The sequence below is a fragment of the Mycobacterium sp. E2497 genome, assembly GCF_001668695.1.
GTDB lineage: Bacteria > Actinomycetota > Actinomycetes > Mycobacteriales > Mycobacteriaceae > Mycobacterium.
The window spans coordinates 31,276-47,018 of sequence record NZ_LZKD01000066.1 but is presented as its reverse complement, the minus strand read 5'-3'; the positions used below and the strand labels follow the sequence as shown (position 1 = coordinate 47,018).

17 protein-coding genes are annotated in these 15,743 nt (G+C 68.5%); 5 read left to right on the top strand and 12 right to left on the bottom strand.

The genetic code is table 11. From position 1 onward, the window contains the following. Positions 1-10 precede the first annotated feature (10 nt). Positions 11-601, top strand: coding sequence for a TetR/AcrR family transcriptional regulator (locus tag A5713_RS05130; protein WP_067925572.1), 591 nt, complete (start codon positions 11-13; stop codon positions 599-601). A 10-nt stretch (positions 602-611) separates the two neighbouring features. Here the strand turns inward: A5713_RS05130 and A5713_RS05125 are convergent, their stop codons facing one another. The 4 genes from A5713_RS05125 to trxA all read right to left on the bottom strand — a co-directional run bounded on the left by A5713_RS05125 (position 612) and on the right by trxA (position 4,224). After that, a complete protein-coding gene (locus A5713_RS05125) occupies positions 612-905 on the bottom strand; it encodes a helix-turn-helix domain-containing protein (protein WP_255398342.1) in 294 nt (97 codons plus the stop codon). After that, positions 902-2,530 (bottom strand): ABC-F family ATP-binding cassette domain-containing protein, encoded by a 1,629-nt coding sequence (locus tag A5713_RS05120; RefSeq protein WP_068093215.1) that lies wholly within the window; start codon positions 2,528-2,530, stop codon positions 902-904. Before A5713_RS05120 ends, A5713_RS05125 begins: the two co-directional genes overlap by 4 nt. 21 nt (positions 2,531-2,551) lie before the next feature. Further along, positions 2,552-3,361 (bottom strand): enoyl-CoA hydratase, encoded by an 810-nt coding sequence (locus A5713_RS05115; RefSeq protein ID WP_068093204.1) that lies wholly within the window; start codon positions 3,359-3,361, stop codon positions 2,552-2,554. Positions 3,362-3,870: 509 nt separating this feature from the next. Then, positions 3,871-4,224 carry a thioredoxin gene (gene trxA, locus A5713_RS05110; RefSeq protein ID WP_067925583.1) on the bottom strand — a complete coding sequence of 118 codons (354 nt, stop codon included), beginning with the start codon at positions 4,222-4,224 and terminating at the stop codon, positions 3,871-3,873. Between the two features lie 252 nt (positions 4,225-4,476). Here trxA and A5713_RS05105 point away from each other — a divergent pair, with 252 nt between their 5' ends. From A5713_RS05105 to A5713_RS05090, 3 genes are all read left to right on the top strand, one after another. Then, complete coding sequence (locus A5713_RS05105; RefSeq protein ID WP_068093202.1) at positions 4,477-6,303, top strand: acyl-CoA dehydrogenase; 1,827 nt, start codon at positions 4,477-4,479, stop codon at positions 6,301-6,303. An 84-nt stretch (positions 6,304-6,387) separates the two neighbouring features. Further along, on the top strand, positions 6,388-7,167 hold the full coding sequence (locus tag A5713_RS05095; RefSeq protein WP_197516296.1) for a DUF5666 domain-containing protein: 780 nt from the start codon (positions 6,388-6,390) through the stop codon (positions 7,165-7,167). A gap of 105 nt (positions 7,168-7,272) precedes the next feature. Further along, positions 7,273-8,007, top strand: coding sequence for a DUF5666 domain-containing protein (locus A5713_RS05090; protein WP_068093279.1), 735 nt, complete (start codon positions 7,273-7,275; stop codon positions 8,005-8,007). A gap of 150 nt (positions 8,008-8,157) precedes the next feature. Here A5713_RS05090 and A5713_RS05085 read toward each other — a convergent pair whose 3' ends face one another. The 7 genes from A5713_RS05085 to A5713_RS05055 are packed head-to-tail and all read right to left on the bottom strand — an operon-like array spanning position 8,158 to position 14,408. After that, entirely contained in the window at positions 8,158-8,505 is a 348-nt protein-coding gene (locus A5713_RS05085; protein WP_055405537.1) for a metal-sulfur cluster assembly factor, read from the bottom strand. Next, positions 8,480-8,980: a Fe-S cluster assembly sulfur transfer protein SufU gene (gene sufU / locus A5713_RS05080; RefSeq protein ID WP_067925595.1), complete on the bottom strand. Its 501-nt coding sequence runs from the start codon at positions 8,978-8,980 to the stop codon at positions 8,480-8,482. The genes A5713_RS05085 and sufU overlap by 26 nt, the downstream gene beginning before the upstream one ends. Beyond that, positions 8,977-10,224, bottom strand: coding sequence for a cysteine desulfurase (locus A5713_RS05075; RefSeq protein WP_068093199.1), 1,248 nt, complete (start codon positions 10,222-10,224; stop codon positions 8,977-8,979). The genes sufU and A5713_RS05075 overlap by 4 nt, the downstream gene beginning before the upstream one ends. Positions 10,225-10,226: 2 nt before the next feature. Further along, on the bottom strand, positions 10,227-11,012 hold the full coding sequence (gene sufC / locus A5713_RS05070; RefSeq protein WP_068093195.1) for a Fe-S cluster assembly ATPase SufC: 786 nt from the start codon (positions 11,010-11,012) through the stop codon (positions 10,227-10,229). Continuing rightward, entirely contained in the window at positions 11,012-12,169 is a 1,158-nt protein-coding gene (gene sufD / locus A5713_RS05065; protein WP_068093192.1) for a Fe-S cluster assembly protein SufD, read from the bottom strand. The genes sufC and sufD overlap by 1 nt, the downstream gene beginning before the upstream one ends. Continuing rightward, the gene (gene sufB / locus A5713_RS05060) at positions 12,166-13,623 is read right to left on the bottom strand and encodes a Fe-S cluster assembly protein SufB (protein WP_067925607.1); all 1,458 of its coding nucleotides are present in this window, start codon (positions 13,621-13,623) and stop codon (positions 12,166-12,168) included. The genes sufD and sufB overlap by 4 nt, the downstream gene beginning before the upstream one ends. Beyond that, complete coding sequence (locus A5713_RS05055) at positions 13,620-14,408, bottom strand: metalloregulator ArsR/SmtB family transcription factor (protein ID WP_082972792.1); 789 nt, start codon at positions 14,406-14,408, stop codon at positions 13,620-13,622. The genes sufB and A5713_RS05055 overlap by 4 nt, the downstream gene beginning before the upstream one ends. Before the next feature lie 155 nt (positions 14,409-14,563). Between A5713_RS05055 and A5713_RS05050 the strand changes: the two genes are divergently transcribed. Beyond that, positions 14,564-14,854, top strand: coding sequence for a hypothetical protein (locus A5713_RS05050; RefSeq protein ID WP_067925614.1), 291 nt, complete (start codon positions 14,564-14,566; stop codon positions 14,852-14,854). Between the two features lie 24 nt (positions 14,855-14,878). On the opposite strand, the gene A5713_RS05045 is transcribed toward A5713_RS05050, so the two are convergent. Further along, a complete protein-coding gene (locus tag A5713_RS05045; protein WP_068093272.1) occupies positions 14,879-15,709 on the bottom strand; it encodes a HugZ family protein in 831 nt (276 codons plus the stop codon). Positions 15,710-15,743: the final 34 nt, after the last annotated feature.

Here is a 15,743-nt window from a genome sequence, read left to right as displayed (position 1 = left end):
ACTCCGGCCCATGCCAAAAGTCAGTGAGGACCATCTGGCGGCGCGCCGCCGCCAGATCCTCGACGGCGCCCGCCGCTGCTTCGCCGAACACGGCTACGACAGGGCCACCGTGCGGCGGCTGGAACAGGCGATCGGGATGTCGCGCGGCGCGATCTTTCACCACTTCCGGGACAAGGACGCGCTGTTCTTCGCGCTGGCACACGAGGACGCCGAGCGGATGGCCGACGTGGCGTCGCGCGAGGGCCTCATCCAGGTGATGCGCGACATGCTCGCCGCCCCCGACCAGTTCGACTGGCTGGCCACCAGGTTGGAGATCGCGCGCAAGCTGCGCAACGACCCGGACTTCAACCGCGGTTGGGCCGAGCGGTCCGCGGAACTGGCGGCGGCGACGACCGATCGGTTGCGCCGGCAGAAGGAAGCGCAACGGGTGCGTGACGACGTGCCCGGCGACGTGTTGCAGTGCTATCTGGAGTTGGTGCTCGACGGCCTGGTGGCGCGGCTGGCCTCAGGCGAGGACCCGCGGCGGTTGTCCGCCGTGCTCGACCTGGTGGAGAAGTCGGTGCGGCGCAACGAATCCGGGGATTCCGTACCGCGCGAGTAGCGCGGCGACGCTACGCCCGCGCGGTCCGCGACGTGTGGTTGGGGCCACCCCGGCCGCGCATCGTGGTGCCCGCCTGCAGCAGCAGGGCGTGAACCGATCCGTACGATCTCCCGGTGCTGGCCGCCAACGTGCGGATGCTGGCCCCGCCCTCATAGGCGTTACGCAGCTCGAACAACAATTGCTCGCGGGTCTTCTTCGACCTCTGCAGCGTCCTTTTCATGGATGCCCTCCGCGCCCGAACACGATCGCAAGCACCAAGAGTAAAAAGCCGGCGCCGCCCGCGGGCCGATTTGACCGAAGTCAGGCGAGCTCGATGAGATCCCGGTATTCGTCGGACCAGAAGTCCTCGGTGCCGTCGGGCAGCAGCACCACGCGCTGCGGGTCCAGCGCCTCGGCCGCCCCGGGGTCGTGCGTCACCAGGACCACCGCACCCTGATAGCTGCGCAGCGCGTCGAGGACCTGTTCGCGCGAGGCGGGATCCAGGTTGTTCGTCGGTTCATCGAGCAGCAGCACGTTGGCCGTGGAGGCCACCAGGCCGGCCAGCGCGAGCCGGGTCTTCTCCCCGCCCGACAGGGTGCCCGCCGGCTGGTCGAGTTGCGGGCCGCTGAACATGAACGCGCCCAACAGGCCGCGCAGGTCCTGCTCCCCCGAATCGGGCGCTGCGTGCCGGATGTTCTCCCACACGCTCGCGTCGTTGTCGAGAGTGTCGTGCTCCTGCGCGAAGTAGCCCATGCGCAAACCGTGCCCCGGCTCCAGCCCGCCGGTGTCGGGCTGCTCGGTGCCGGCCAGCAGTCGCAGCAGCGTGGTCTTGCCGGCGCCGTTGAGGCCCAGCACCACCACCCGAGAGCCGCGGTCGATGGCCAGGTCGACGCCGGTGAACACCTCCAGCGAGCCGTACGACTTGCTCAGTCCCTTGGCGACCAACGGTGTGCGCCCGCACGGGGCGGGGGTCGGGAACTTGATGCGGGCCACCTTGTCGGCCACTCGCTCCTCGTCGAGCGCGGCCATCATCCGATCGGCACGGCGCAACATGTTTTGCGCCGCAACGGCTTTCGTGGCTTTGGCGCCCAGCTTGGCCGCTTGGGTGCGCAACGCGGAGGCCTTGCGTTCGGCGTTGGCGCGCTCGCGGCGGCGGCGCTGTTCGTCGGTGGCCCGGGCGTCCAGGTACTTTTGCCAACCCATGTTGTAGACGTCGACCTCGCCGCGCACGGCGTCCAGAAACCACACCCGGTTCACGACGTCGGCGAGCAGCTCGACGTTGTGGCTGATGATCACCAGGCCGCCGGTGTGGGTCCGCAGAAAATCACGCAACCAGCCGATCGAATCCGCGTCCAGGTGGTTGGTGGGCTCGTCGAGCAGCAGCGTGGTCGACGACCCAGCACCGGTGTCCGACGCGGCGAACAGGATGCGCGCCAGCTCCACCCGGCGGCGCTGCCCACCGGACAGCGTGCGCAGCTTCTGCGTCAGCACCCGGTCCGGCAAGCCGAGGCTCGCGCAGATGCGGCTGGCTTCACTCTCGGCGCCGTAGCCGCCCAACGCGACGAACTGCTCCTCGAGCTGTCCGTAGCGGCGGATGGCGCGGTCGCGGGCGTCGTCGTCGGCGACCTCGGCCATCAACGCCTGCTGCTTTTCCAGGTCGGTGAGCAGCACGTCCAGACCGCGGGCGGACAGGACCCGGTCGCGGGCCAGGACTTCGAGGTCGCCCTCTTTGGGATCCTGTGGCAGATAACCGATTTCACCGGCGCGCGCGACGGATCCCGCATACGGTTCGGTCTCGCCCGCCAGGATGCGCAGGGTGGTGGTCTTGCCCGCGCCGTTGCGACCGACCAGCCCGATGCGGTCGCCGGGCTGCACGCGCAGGTCCGGGCCGTCCGGTGAGAGCAGAATGCGCGCACCAGCGCGGACCTCGAGGTCCGTGGCCGTGATCACATCTACTCCCTTGTGTGGTGGCTATTTGTCGTCGGTGAACACCGGCGGCCGCTTTTCCGCGCGCGCAGCAACCGCTTCTTCGAAGTTGGCGGTGAGCAGACGAACGAACAGCTGGCCCAAGCCTTCGGCTTGCATGTGCCCTTCCAGGCTACCGGCGTCCAGTCCACTCCACAGTGTGCGCTTGGTCAACTCGATTCCCGGCCGCGAGAACGCCGCGATCCGCGCCGCAATCGCGTAGCAGGTGTCCAGCAACTGCTCGTCGGGCACCTGGCACGACACCAGCCCGATGCGCTCGGCCTCCTCGGCGGTGACGTCGCGTCCGGTCAGCATGATTTCAAAGGCCCGCGACGAGCCGATGGCCCTGGGCAGCAGGTAGCTCAGCCCCAGTTCGCTGGCGGTCAGGCCGTTGTTGATGCCGGCCGCGCGAAAGTACGCGCCGGTCGAGGCGACCCGGATGTCGCAGGCCAGCGCCAGGCACAGCCCGCCGCCGATGGCCGGGCCGTTGACCGCGGCGATCACCGGCTGGTGGAGGCGCCGCAGCCCCAGGATGACCTCGTCGAGGACCTCCATGGAGCGCAGCGCGTAAGTCGGGCGGGTCAGCCCCTCGACGTGGGGCACCGAGCCCGCGGACTTGTGGTCGGCGCCAGAGGAGAACCCCCGGCCCGCCCCGGTCAGCACGACCACGCGCACGGAATTGTCGTACCGGACCTTCTCGAGGGCCTCTTTGAGCGGCACCATGACGTCGAACGCCATGGAGTTCATCCGCTCGGGACGATTGAGGGTTATCAGCGCGACGCCGGGCCGCGGGTGCTCTACCAGTACCAAGCTCACCCAAGCAACCTAGCGCGTGGGGTGCGCAGCCCCGACGATGGCGGGATCCTCTAGTTTCGAAGTCGGAATTTGGAGAAATTTCCAAGTTTGTCATCGCGTACGCACGGGTAAAGCAAATCGCCCCTCGTTCTCACGGTTTAGGAAGCTAATGCTCAGAGCACGCATCGAGGGCTTCAAGGAAGCCTGTTTTCTGTTCCTGGGCACGCTAGCTGCTCTGCCTGCCTCACAAGTAGGCCTGCGGTACCCCATCCCCCGTCCAGACGCCAGTGCAGTACCCCGCGGCGAGCCGGCTGTCGGTGGGACTTCGTCGCCGACCTCGGCGGCCGTGGGTACGTGGGTCACCACCCCCACAAACACATCGGCAGCGGCGTGGATGCGCCGGGATCCCCCGCCGCATGCCATACCCGTAGAAGGTGCGGGGCACGTCGCGCCGCCGGAGGGTGCGCCGATTCCGGCCTCCTGACCGTTCGCTCCCCCGATTCGCGGGATCGCGGGCCTCGGGGCCGGAACTATTCGGCCTGGCCGGCCTGGGCCGCGTCCACGTCGAATGCCCTGATCTGCTGGACCAAGTCTTCGAGGGCCGCGGGCGGCAGCGCGCCGGCCTGATTGAACAACAGTTTGCCCTTCTTGAAGGCCATCAGCGTGGGGATGGACCGGATCTGGGCGGCCGCGGCCAGCTGCTGTTCGGCCTCGGTGTCGACCTTCGCGTGCACGATGTCGGGATGCTTCTCCGAAGACGCCTGGAAGGTGGGCCCGAACTGGCGGCACGGTCCGCACCACGACGCCCAGAAATCGACGAGGACGATGTCGTTGCCCTCGATGGTTTCGTTGAACTTCTCAGCCGTGAGATCGAGTGTTGTCACATTTGCTCCAACGCCGGAACCCGGCGCGGTGTTCCCGGTCGACGACGGCGGTGCGTGCGCCGCCGGGTCGTCGCAACCGCATCGCCGGATTCGCCTACGGCCCAACGCAACCGCGCGCGCCCGGTTCGGCACGACGACACCGGGTCGTAACCTGCCTGCGGCCCGCCGTAGGTTACGGTTGCGTACGTTTTCCCACGTCGGAGACACTGATGCGGACGATCCGCCGCCTCGAGGACCAGTGAGGGAATCGCGTTGGGCCACTACATCGCAAACGTCCGCGACATCGAGTTCAACCTGTTCGAGGTTCTCGGCGTGGGCGCCGTCCTGGGCACCGGCCCGTACGCCGACCTCGACGAGGACACGGTCCGGACGATCCTGGACGAAGCCGCCCGCCTGGCCGAAGGCCCGGTTGCGGAAACCTTCGCCTTCGCCGACCGCAATCCGCCGGTGTTCGACCCGGCCACCCACACCATCAGCGTGGCGCCCGAGTTGGCCAAGACGGTGGAGACGATCAAAGAGGCCGGCTGGTGGCGGCTGATGCTCGACGAACAGATCGGCGGCATGGCCGCGCCGCCGCCGCTGGCGTGGGGGGTCAACGAAATGATCATCTGCGCCAACCCTTCTGCCAACTTCTTCTGCCTCGGCCCGCTGATGGCGCAGGCGCTGTACGTCGAGGGCAACGAAGAGCAACGGCGCTGGGCCGCCGAGGGTGTGGAGCGTGGGTGGGCGGCCACCATGGTGCTCACCGAACCCGATGCCGGCTCCGACGTCGGCGCGGGCCGCGCCAAGGCCATCGAACAACCCGACGGCACTTGGCATATCGAGGGCGTCAAGCGCTTCATCTCCGGCGGCGACGTGGGTGACACCGCCGAGAACATCTTCCACCTGGTGCTGGCCCGACCGGAGGGCGCCGGCCCGGGCACCAAGGGGCTGAGCCTGTTCTACGTGCCCGAATACCTCTTCGACCCGGAGACGTTCGAACTTGGGCCCCGCAACGGCGTTTTCACGACGGGCGTGGAACACAAAATGGGGATCAAGTCCTCCCCCACATGCGAATTGACTTTCGGCGCAACGGATGTGCCCGCGGTCGGCTACCTGGTGGGCGACGTGCACAACGGGATCGCGCAGATGTTCACCGTGATCGAGCACGCGCGCATGACGATCGGCGTCAAGGCCGCCGGAACCCTGTCCACCGGTTACCTCAACGCGCTGGCCTTCGCCAAGGAACGGGTGCAGGGTGCTGACCTGACGCAGATGTCCGACAAGACCGCGCCGCGGGTCACGATCATGCACCACCCCGACGTGCGTCGCAGCCTGATGACGCAGAAGGCCTACGCCGAGGGCCTGCGGGCGCTCTACATGTATGCCGCCGCCCACCAGGAAGACGCTGTCGCGCAACACGTTTCGGGTGCCGATCACGAGATGGCGCACCGGGTGGACGACTTGCTGCTGCCGATCGTGAAGGGTGTGAGCTCCGAACGGGCCTACGAAGTCCTGACCGAATCGCTGCAGACGCTCGGCGGTTCGGGCTTCCTGCAGGACTACCCGCTCGAGCAGTACATCCGTGATTCCAAGATCGATTCGCTCTACGAGGGCACCACGGCGATCCAGGCGCTGGACTTCTTCTTCCGCAAGATCGTCCGCGATCGTGGCGAGGCGCTGCAGTTCGTGACGGCTCAGATCACCGCGACGATCGACTCCTGCGACGAGGCGCTCAAACCGCAGGCCCAGCTGCTGCAGACCGCGCTCGACGAGGTCACGGCGATGACGGGCGCGTTGACCGGTTACCTGATGTCCGCCGCGCAACATCCAAGTGAAATCTACAAAGTCGGGCTCGGATCGGTGCGGTATCTGCTGGCGGTGGGCGATCTGCTCATCGGCTGGCGGCTGCTGGTGCAGGCCGGCGTCGCCAACGCCGCGCTGGCGGACGCGGCCGGCGACGACCTGGCGTTCTACCAGGGGAAAGTTGCGACCGCGGCGTTCTTCGCCAAGAACATGCTGCCGAAGCTCACCTCCCTGCGCAAAGTCATCGAGTCCATCGACGACGACGTCATGCGGGTTTCCGAAAACGCATTCTGAGTGCGCCCGGATTACACACAGGTTAGCTACAGGTTCGGCGGGTAAACCCTTTCGTTGGTCCTGACCACGATTGGAGAAGCGTTGATGTCTGCCAGCAGTCACACGGCTCTATTCACCCGCGTCGCGGTAGTCGCCGTCGCGGGAACCACCGCGTTGTCCATCGCCGCCTGCGGCTCGTCCAACAAGTCCAGTCCGCCGTCGACGTCGACGTCCACCGTCACCTCGACCACCACGTCGCCGGCGCCGGCCGCCGGTGAGGCGCGGGTCAGCGGCCTGATCGCCTCGGTGGCGGGCAATTCCGTTCAGGTGACCCAGGAGGACAACGCCACCGCCGCCGTGAACTTCACCGCGACGACCAAGGTCACCGAGGTCACCCCGGCCGCACTCACCGACGTCACCACGGGCAACTGCGTCACCGTCCGGCCCACCAAGGAGGCGCAGGGCGGGCAGCAGGTCACCGCGGCGTCGGTGAAGGTCAGCCCGTCGGTCAACGGCACCTGCCCGAAGCCCAAGACGGCGCCCGGTGGTTCGCCCAGCCCCGCCCCGTCCGGTGCGCCGACGCCGCCGCCGGCACAGCCTGCGTCCGTGCAGGGAGCGGTGGCTTCGGTCACCGGTAACACCATCAACGTCACGGGCACTGACCCGAGCGGCAACACCACCCAGACGGCCGTGACGGTCGACGACAAGACCAGGTACATGAAACAGTCGCCGGCCACCACGGACGCGATCGCGCCGGGCAAGTGCCTCACCGCGCGCGGAACCAAGGACAGCAGCAGCGCGCTGCAGGCGACCAGCATCAACGTCCGGCCGGCCACCGACGGCAAGTGCGGGGGCCCGGCCAAGCCGCCGCACGCCCACGGCTGATCGCGGCCGCACGAGATTACCGTCACACCAGGCGGGCGCGAGGTGATATCCGCGCCCGCCTGGGTATTCGCTGGCGATGGCCAGCCCGCGTTCGGAGGTGTGTCGATGCCCACCACTTCGGTGAACCGGCGGTTGGCGCGGCTCGCGCTCGTCGCCGTCGTCGCGGTGGTCCTGCTGGGCGTCGCCATGTGCCGGTCGAGTGACACGACCACCGGCAATACCGCCAAACCGGCGGCGGCGGCCGCGGCACCGCCCAGCGCGGTGCCGCCGAGCGCGGCGCCGTCGGCGGCACCCCCGCCCGTGGGCAAGGACTACGTGGAGGGCATGGTCCAGTCGGTGGCCGGCGACAAGATTCAGCTCAGAACGCGCAGCGGTTCGGCGACCGTGGACTTTGCTCCTGCGACACCGGTCTTCCAGGTTGCCCCGGCCAAGCTCCCAGATGTCACTCCGGGTAGCTGTGTCAACGTGCGAGCCACCCCGCAGAGTTCACCGGCCGCCGGCGTTACCGCGCAGACCGTCATGATCACGGCGCCCGTCGACGGCAAGTGCCCGCCGCCGGCCGGCTTCTACGGCACGGTCGCGTCGGTGTCGGGAAACACGATTGCCGTCAACGGGATTGGGCCGGGCGGCCCCACCACGGTGGCGGTCACCGACGCGACGTCCTACAAGAAGCAGACGATCAGCAACACCCAGGCGATCACGAACGGCACGTGCATGGGGGCCCAGGGAACGAACGACGGTAGGGCGCTGCAGGCGACGACAATCAGCCTGCAGACGTGTCCGCCGATGGGGCGCCCGCACCACCACCTGCACCTGCCCCATCTGCCCTTCCACCTTTAGCGGCGATCGCAAGCGCGGCGAAGCCGGGCGCAGCGGGTCGCCGCCATCGGGCCTAGCGGCGATCGCAAGCGCGGCGAAGCCGGGCGCAGCGGGTCGCCGCCATCGGGCCTAGCGGTGATCGCAGCGCGGCGAAGCCGGCCGGGGCAGCGTTCAGACGGTGAAGCCGAGGGCGCGCAGCTGCTCGCGTCCGTCCTCGGTGATCTTGTCCGGACCCCAGGGCGGATTCCACACCCAGTTGATCCGCAGATCGTCGACCAGCCCGCTGCTGACGAGCGCGCTGCGGGACTGGTCCTCGATGACGTCGGTCAGCGGGCAGGCCGCCGAGGTCAGCGTCATGTCGAGCAGGGCGACGGTGCCCTCGTCGCCCTCCTCCACGTTGAGGCCGTACACCAAACCGAGATCGACGACGTTGATGCCCAATTCGGGGTCGACGACGTCGCGCATCGCCTCCTCGAGGTCGGCAAGAAATTCGTCACCCGGTGCGGCGGTCTCGCTCATCCTTCTCCTCCTCGAAGTCGGCGCCCCTGTCCGCGCAAGCCTGGGCCAATGCGTCCTTGAACGCCATCCAGCCCAGCAGAGCGCATTTCACCCGGGCCGGGTATTTGGCCACCCCGGCGAACGCGATGCCGTCGCCGAGGACGTCCTCGTCACCCTCGACGGTGCCGCGCGAGGACACCATCTCGGTGAATGCGGCGACGGTGTCGAGCGCCTCCGGCACGGTCTGCCCGATCACCTGCTGGGTCAGCACCGAGGTGGCCGCCTGGCTGATCGAGCAGCCTTGCCCGTCATAGGAGACGTCCGCGACGCGCTGACCGTCGTCGGACAGGGCGACCCGCAGGGTCACCTCGTCACCGCAGACCGGGTTGACGTGATGGACCTGCGCGCCGAACGGCTCCCGCAGCCCGCGGTGCTGCGGATGCTTGTAATGGTCCAGGATCACGTCCTGATACATCTGCTCGAGGCGCACCGTCATTCTCTCCCAAAGAATTCGAGCGCGCGTCGCACGCCGGCCACCAGTCGGTCGACCTCGTCGGCGGTGTTGTACACGGCGAACGACGCCCGGGCAGTCGCCGCCAGCCCGAACCGGCGGTGCAGCGGCATCGCGCAATGATGCCCCACCCGCACCGCGACGCCGTCGTCGTCGAGCACCTGCCCGACGTCGTGCGCGTGCACCCCGTCCACGATGAACGAGACGGGCGAGCCCCGGTTCTCCATCGTGGTCGGGCCGACGATCCGCACGCCGTCGATGCGCGAGAGCCCGTCGATGGCCGCGGCGACCAGCTCGCGCTCGTGCGCCTCGACCGCGTCCATGCCGATGCCGCCCAGATACCGTGCGGCAGCACCCAACCCGACAACCTGGGAGGTCATCGGCGTGCCGGCCTCGAACCGTTGCGGCGCCGGCGCGTAGGTGGACGCCTCCATGGTCACCGTCTCGATCATCGACCCCCCGGTGAGGAAGGGCGGGAGTTCCGACAGCACCTCGCGACGGGCATAGAGCACGCCGACCCCGTTGGGCGCCAGCATCTTGTGCCCGGAGAACGCGGCGAAGTCGACGTCGAGCGCGTGCAGGTCCACGGGCTGGTGCGGCACCGACTGGCAGGCGTCCAGCACCGTCACCGCCCCCACCGCCCGGGCGCGGCCGACCAGTTCGGCCACCGGCGCCACCGCGCCTGTCACGTTCGAGTGGTGGCTGAAGGCAACGACTTTCACGCGCTCGTCGAGTTCCAGCGAGTCCAGGTCGATGCGCCCGTCTTCCGTGACGCCGTACCAGCGCAGCGTGGCGCCGGTGCGACGGGCCAGCTCCTGCCACGGGACGATGTTGGCATGGTGCTCGAGTTCGGTGGTGACGATGACGTCACCCTCATCGAGGGCGCGCTCAAACCTGTTGTCCCCCAGCACGTATGACGCCAAGTTGAGCGCCTCGGTGGCGTTGCGGGTGAACACCAGTTCGTCGGCACCGGCGCCGACGAACGCCGCGATGTCGGCGCGGCCCTGCTCGTAGGCGTCGGTCGCCTCCTCCATCAGCTGGTGCGCACCACGATGCACCGCGCCGTTGGAGGTGATCAGGAACTCGCGCTCGGCGTCGAGCACCTGCAGCGGGCGCTGCGACGTCGCGCCGGAATCCAGGTACGCCAACTGCTTTCCGCCGCGCATCACGCGCTTCAAGATGGGGAAGTCGGCGCGGATCGCGTCGACGTCCAGTGCTGTCCCCGCCATGGTTACGCCCCTGCGGCCGCCGCCGCTTCGGTGAAGCGCACGTAGCCGTTCTCCTCGAGTTCGTCGGCCAGCTCCGGACCGCCGGATTCGACGATCCGGCCACCGACGAAGACGTGCACGAACTGCGGGCGGATGTAGCGCAGGATCCGGGTGTAGTGGGTGATCAACAGGATGCCGCCGTGCTCCGCCTCGGCATAGCGGTTGACGCCCTCGCTGACCACCCGCAGCGCGTCGACGTCCAGGCCGGAGTCGGTCTCGTCGAGGATGGCGATCTTCGGCTTGAGCAGCCCCAGCTGCAGGATCTCGTGGCGCTTCTTCTCGCCACCGGAAAACCCTTCGTTGACACTGCGTTCGGCGAACGCCGGGTCGATGTCGAGGTCGGCCATGGCGGCCTTGACCTCCTTGACCCAGTGCCGCAGTTTCGGCGGCCCGCCGCGGACGGCGGTCGCCGCGCTGCGCAGGAAGTTCGACATCGACACACCCGGGACCTCGACGGGGTACTGCATGGCCAGGAACAGGCCGGCGCGGGCGCGCTCGTCGACGCTCATGTCCAGCACGTTCTGGCCGTCGAGCGTGATCGACCCGGATGTCACCCGGTACTTCGGGTGACCGGCGATCGCGTAGGACAGTGTGGACTTGCCTGACCCGTTGGGCCCCATCACCGCATGCGTCTCACCGGATTTCACGGTCAAATTGACGCCGTTGAGGATGGGGATCTCGCGGCTTCCCTCGGGGGCGTTGGGGTCTTCGACGCTGACGTGCAGGTCCTTGATTTCCAAAGTCGTCATTATGCCGTTGTCTTCTCCGTGATTTCCAGTTCGTGTTCGATGGCGGCGGTCAGGCGTTCCCGGATGTCGGGCACGGCGATCTTCGAGATGATCTCGCCGAAGAAGCCGCGCACCACCAGCCGCCGCGCCTGATCTTCGGGGATGCCGCGGGCCCGCAGGTAGAACAGTTGCTCGTCGTCGAAACGCCCCGTGGCACTGGCGTGTCCGGCACCGACGATCTCGCCGGTCTCGATCTCCAGGTTGGGCACCGAGTCGGCGCGCGCCCCGTCGGTGAGCACCAGGTTGCGGTTCACCTCGAAGGTCTCGGTGTCGGTGGCCTCGGCGCGGATCAGCACGTCGCCCACCCAGACGGTGTGCGCGTCGGGCCGCTGCGACGACGGATCCCCTTGCAGCGCACCCTTGTAGAGCACGTTGGACTTGCAGTTGGGCTGCGCGTGGTCGACCAGCAGCCGCGATTCCAGGTGCTGCCCGTCGTCGGCGAAGTACAAGCCCAGCAGCTCCGCGTCCCCGCCCGGGGCGGCGTATCGCACGTTGGCCGACATCCGCACCACCTCGCCGCCCAGGGTGACGGCGACGTGCCGCAGCACCGCGTCCTTACCCAGCCTGGCGTGGTGCGCGCTCACGTGCACCATGTCGTCGGCCCAGTCCGCGACCCACACCACGGTGAGCCGGGCGGCGTCGCCGACGATGAATTCGACGTTGTCGGCGTAGGTTCCGCTCCCCCGGTGGTCGATCACCACGACCGCCTCGCCGAGTTCGGCGACGCTGATCTGCAGGTGCCCGTAGGCGACGGCCCCCTCCCCGGGGCCCGTCACAGTGATGTTGACCGGCTCGGCGATCCGCGTGTCCCGCCCGACGCTCACCAGCGTCGCGGAATTAAACGACGAAAACGCTTGCGCAGCAACCCGATCGGTGGGTACACCGCCGCGGCCCAGCCGCTCGTCACCACGGCGGACGGTCTCGACCTGCACGCCGGGCTGTTCGCGGACGCTGATCTGCGCCTTACCGGTGGCCTGGGCCGAGCCGTCGTGCAGCCCCCGGAGTCGCCGCAGCGGGGTGAACCGCCAGATCTCGTCGCGCCCGCTGGGCACCTCGAAGGCGTCCACGTCGAAGGACGCGAACAACTCACCCTTGTTCAGGGCAGCAGCAGCCGTCATCCGACCGCGCCCTCCATCTGCAGCTCGATGAGCCGGTTGAGCTCCAGCGCGTACTCCATGGGCAGTTCCTTGGCGATCGGTTCGACGAAGCCACGCACCACCATCGCCATCGCCTCGTCCTCGGTCAGCCCGCGGCTCATCAGGTAGAACAGCTGGTTGTCGCTGACCTTGGACACGGTGGCCTCGTGGCCCATCGTGACGTCGTCCTCGCGGATGTCGACGTAGGGATAGGTGTCGCTGCGGCTGATCGTATCGACCAGCAGCGCATCGCATTTCACGCTGGAGCGCGAACCGTGCGCGCCCTTGTTCACCTGCACCAGGCCGCGGTAGGAGGTGCGGCCGCCGCCGCGGGCCACCGACTTGGAGACGATGTTGCTCGACGTGTTGGGCGCCAGGTGCAGCATCTTGGCGCCGGCGTCCTGGTGCTGGCCCTCGCCGGCGAAGGCGACCGACAACACCTCACCCTTGGCGTGCTCCCCGGTCATCCACACCGCCGGGTACTTCATGGTCACCTTGGACCCGATGTTGCCGTCGACCCACTCCATAGTGGCGCCGGCCTCCGCGCGGGCCCTCTTGGTGACCAGGTTGTAGACGTTGTTCGACCAGTTCTGGATGGTGGTGTAGCGGCAACGGCCGCCGGGCTTGACGATGATCTCCACCACCGCCGAGTGCAGCGAGTCCGACGTGTAGATGGGCGCGGTGCAGCCCTCCACGTAATGCACGTAGGCGTTTTCGTCGACGATGATCAGCGTCCGCTCGAACTGACCCATGTTCTCGGTGTTGATCCGGAAGTAGGCCTGCAGCGGGATGTCGACGTGCACGCCCGGCGGGACGTAGATGAACGAACCACCGCTCCACACCGCGGTGTTCAGGGCGGAGAACTTGTTGTCCCCCGCCGGGATGACGGTGCCGAAGTACTGCTGGAAGAGCTCGGGATGTTGCCGCAGACCCGTGTCGGTGTCGACGAAGATGACGCCCTGGGACTCCAGGTCCTCGCGGATCTGGTGGTAGACCACCTCGGACTCGTACTGCGCCGCGACACCGGCGACCAGGCGCTGCTTCTCGGCCTCCGGGATGCCCAGCCTGTCGTAGGTGTTGCGGATGTCCTCGGGCAGGTCATCCCATGAGGCGGCCTGCTTCTCGGTGGACCGCACGAAGTATTTGATGTTGTCGAAGTCGATGCCGGACAGGTCCGAGCCCCAGTTCGGCATCGGCTTGCGGTCGAAGATCCGCAGCGCCTTCAGTCGCGTCTGCAGCATCCAGTCGGGTTCGTCCTTCTTCCCCGAGATGTCGCGGACCACCGCCTCGGACAGCCCGCGCTGCGCGCTGGCTCCCGCGACGTCCGAGTCCGCCCAGCCGTAGCCGTAGCGGCCCAACGAGGCGATGGCCTGCTCCTGGGTCAACGGCCCGTCTGCCGTCTTGATGGCCTGCTGGGCCTCGGGCGTGAGGGTCATAACGACGCTCCTTCGATGCTCGTGGTGTCGCGACGCGGGCTGGGCGCCGGGGTCAGTGGTACGTGGGTGGTGCAGGCGCAGTTGCCGTTGACGATGGTCGCCAACCGCTGCACGTGGGTCCCGAGTACCTCGGCCATGGCCTGCTGCTCGGCTTCGCACAGCTCCGGGAATTCCTCGGCGACGTGCGACACCGGGCAGTGGTGCTGGCAGATCTGCACGCCGTGGATCGGGCCGCCGACACGTGCGGTGGTGGCGACGTAACCCGCCTTGGTGAGCGCACCGGCCACGCGCTCGGCGGCGGCCTCGACTTCGGCGTCGTCGTCGCTGCCGGCGGCCGGCACGCCGCCCAGGATCGCGTCGACGCGCCGCCGGGCGAACGTGCGGACGGCGTCCTCCCCGCCGATCTCGCGCAGCTGCCGCATGGCCGCCACCGCCAGGTCGTCGTAGGCGTGCTCGAGCTTGGCGCGGCCCGCCGCCGTCAGCCGGAAACGCTTGGCTGGGCGGCCGCGCCCCGCCTGCTGCCAGGCCGCGGCGGGTACCGACTCGGCGTCGCCCGCCTCGATCAGTGCGTCGAGGTGGCGACGCACGCCGGCGGCCGCCAGCCCGAGCCGGTCGCCGATCTCACCGGCGGTGATCGATCCGGACTCCAGTAGCAGGCGCACGATGGCGCGGCGGGTGTGACCATCCCGTGCCGCCGCGGCCGCCACGCTCACGGCGGCGTCGTCGATGCCGGTCCGGATTTTCACAACACCAGTGTGACGCAATTCCGGGGATCGGTCTACCAAGGGTGCCCTGAGCGGCGGTTGCGCTGGTCACACTACGCCCACGGCGAAAGACCATTGGCACCGACGATGGGACCTTCGCCCGTAGTACGCGGCCCACCGCGCCGAATAGCGTCGGCGGCGGTAGTGAAGGAATCAACCCCAGGAAAGGAACTGGCATGCCTGACACGACTGAATCGACGTCCATCGCATCGCGTTCGACCGACCTGCTCGACGAGGTACGCGAATCGGCCAAAGCCGGCCAGCACGCCGCGGCGGAGGCGCTTCGGGCGTTCCACAAGACCCTCGACGACGCAATCCCGGAGGCGGTGCAACCGCTGCGCACCAGGATTGTCGACGCCGCTATCGAACTGGCCGACAAGCTTGTCGCCGCCCAGTATCAGTTCAACCGCAGGCTGGTCGCGACCGCGGACCGGGCGTTGAGCAAGGCCGACGGCGAAGAGAAGTAGCCAGGAACGGGGGCGCGTGGCGGATCAGACGCTTTGCTGCGCGCCCCCTTCGGCTATAGCCGAAGCCGCGTCGCGGGCTAATCCCGCTGTGGCCGAACGCAATTCGTCGGCGGAATCCAGCCGTGCGGAAAACCCGACCCGGGCGTAGGCCACGCCGCGGGGGGTGTGCACCCGCAGGTCCAGGCCGTAGCGGTCGACGCCCGTACACAGTGCGGTGTCGGTGTCGGGGTAGCCGCCGAAGATTCGGGCCATGGCAGCCAAGGCGTCGGCGTGATCGGCGTTGAGATGCGCGACGGCCCTGGCGACCACCGGCGCAACCGGGTCGGGAGCAGCGGCGGCGTACTGATCGCCGGTGGCCGAGTCCATCCGGCCGTACCCGCCCACCCACCGCAACCGCTGAATCCTCAGGACCCAGAGGCTGAAGTCGCTGAAGTCCAGGTAGTACCGGGCAGCGGGGACCGCGGCCAGGTATGCCGCCCGGGCGTCGTCGTGCGCCGAACCCGTGGGCTTCGCAACCAGCCCGGCGAGGGTGATCCGGCTGCCGGCCAGCGGGTCGGTGTCGCCGCTCGCCGCCACGATCGACAGGCTGGCCCTCGGGTCGCGCGCGAGGTTACGGCCGTGCTCGGCCAGGCTCGAGACGCAGAGCACGGGCATGCCGTCCAGCAGTCCGTAGGCCACCAACGACGCCCACGGGTCGCCGTCGGCGGTCAACGTGGCCAGCGTGGCGGCGTTGGTGGCGGCGGCGATGGTGCGGGCCTGCTCCGCCGCGGACGGGCGGGCGTCGTTGGCCGGCGGGTACAGGGGTGGCGGCACGGAGGGTGCGTCCCCGAGGTCGCCATGGTCGCGAATCGCCACGAACGAGAGGCTACGCGTGAGCAATCCCGATCCG

Bases quoted from the DNA above. Each gene is read 5' to 3' on its own strand.
- A5713_RS05130 (WP_067925572.1), top strand. From the start codon at position 11: ATGCCAAAAGTCAGTGAGGACCATCTGGCGGCGCGCCGCCGCCAGATC.
- A5713_RS05095 (WP_197516296.1), top strand. From the start codon at position 6,388: ATGTCTGCCAGCAGTCACACGGCTCTATTCACCCGCGTCGCGGTAGTC.
- A5713_RS05090 (WP_068093279.1), top strand. From the start codon at position 7,273: ATGCCCACCACTTCGGTGAACCGGCGGTTGGCGCGGCTCGCGCTCGTC.
- A5713_RS05085 (WP_055405537.1), bottom strand. From the start codon at position 8,505: ATGAGCGAGACCGCCGCACCGGGTGACGAATTTCTTGCCGACCTCGAG.
- sufU (WP_067925595.1), bottom strand. From the start codon at position 8,980: ATGACGGTGCGCCTCGAGCAGATGTATCAGGACGTGATCCTGGACCAT.
- A5713_RS05075 (WP_068093199.1), bottom strand. From the start codon at position 10,224: ATGGCGGGGACAGCACTGGACGTCGACGCGATCCGCGCCGACTTCCCC.
- sufC (WP_068093195.1), bottom strand. From the start codon at position 11,012: ATGACGACTTTGGAAATCAAGGACCTGCACGTCAGCGTCGAAGACCCC.
- sufD (WP_068093192.1), bottom strand. From the start codon at position 12,169: ATGACGGCTGCTGCTGCCCTGAACAAGGGTGAGTTGTTCGCGTCCTTC.
- sufB (WP_067925607.1), bottom strand. From the start codon at position 13,623: ATGACCCTCACGCCCGAGGCCCAGCAGGCCATCAAGACGGCAGACGGG.
- A5713_RS05050 (WP_067925614.1), top strand. From the start codon at position 14,564: ATGCCTGACACGACTGAATCGACGTCCATCGCATCGCGTTCGACCGAC.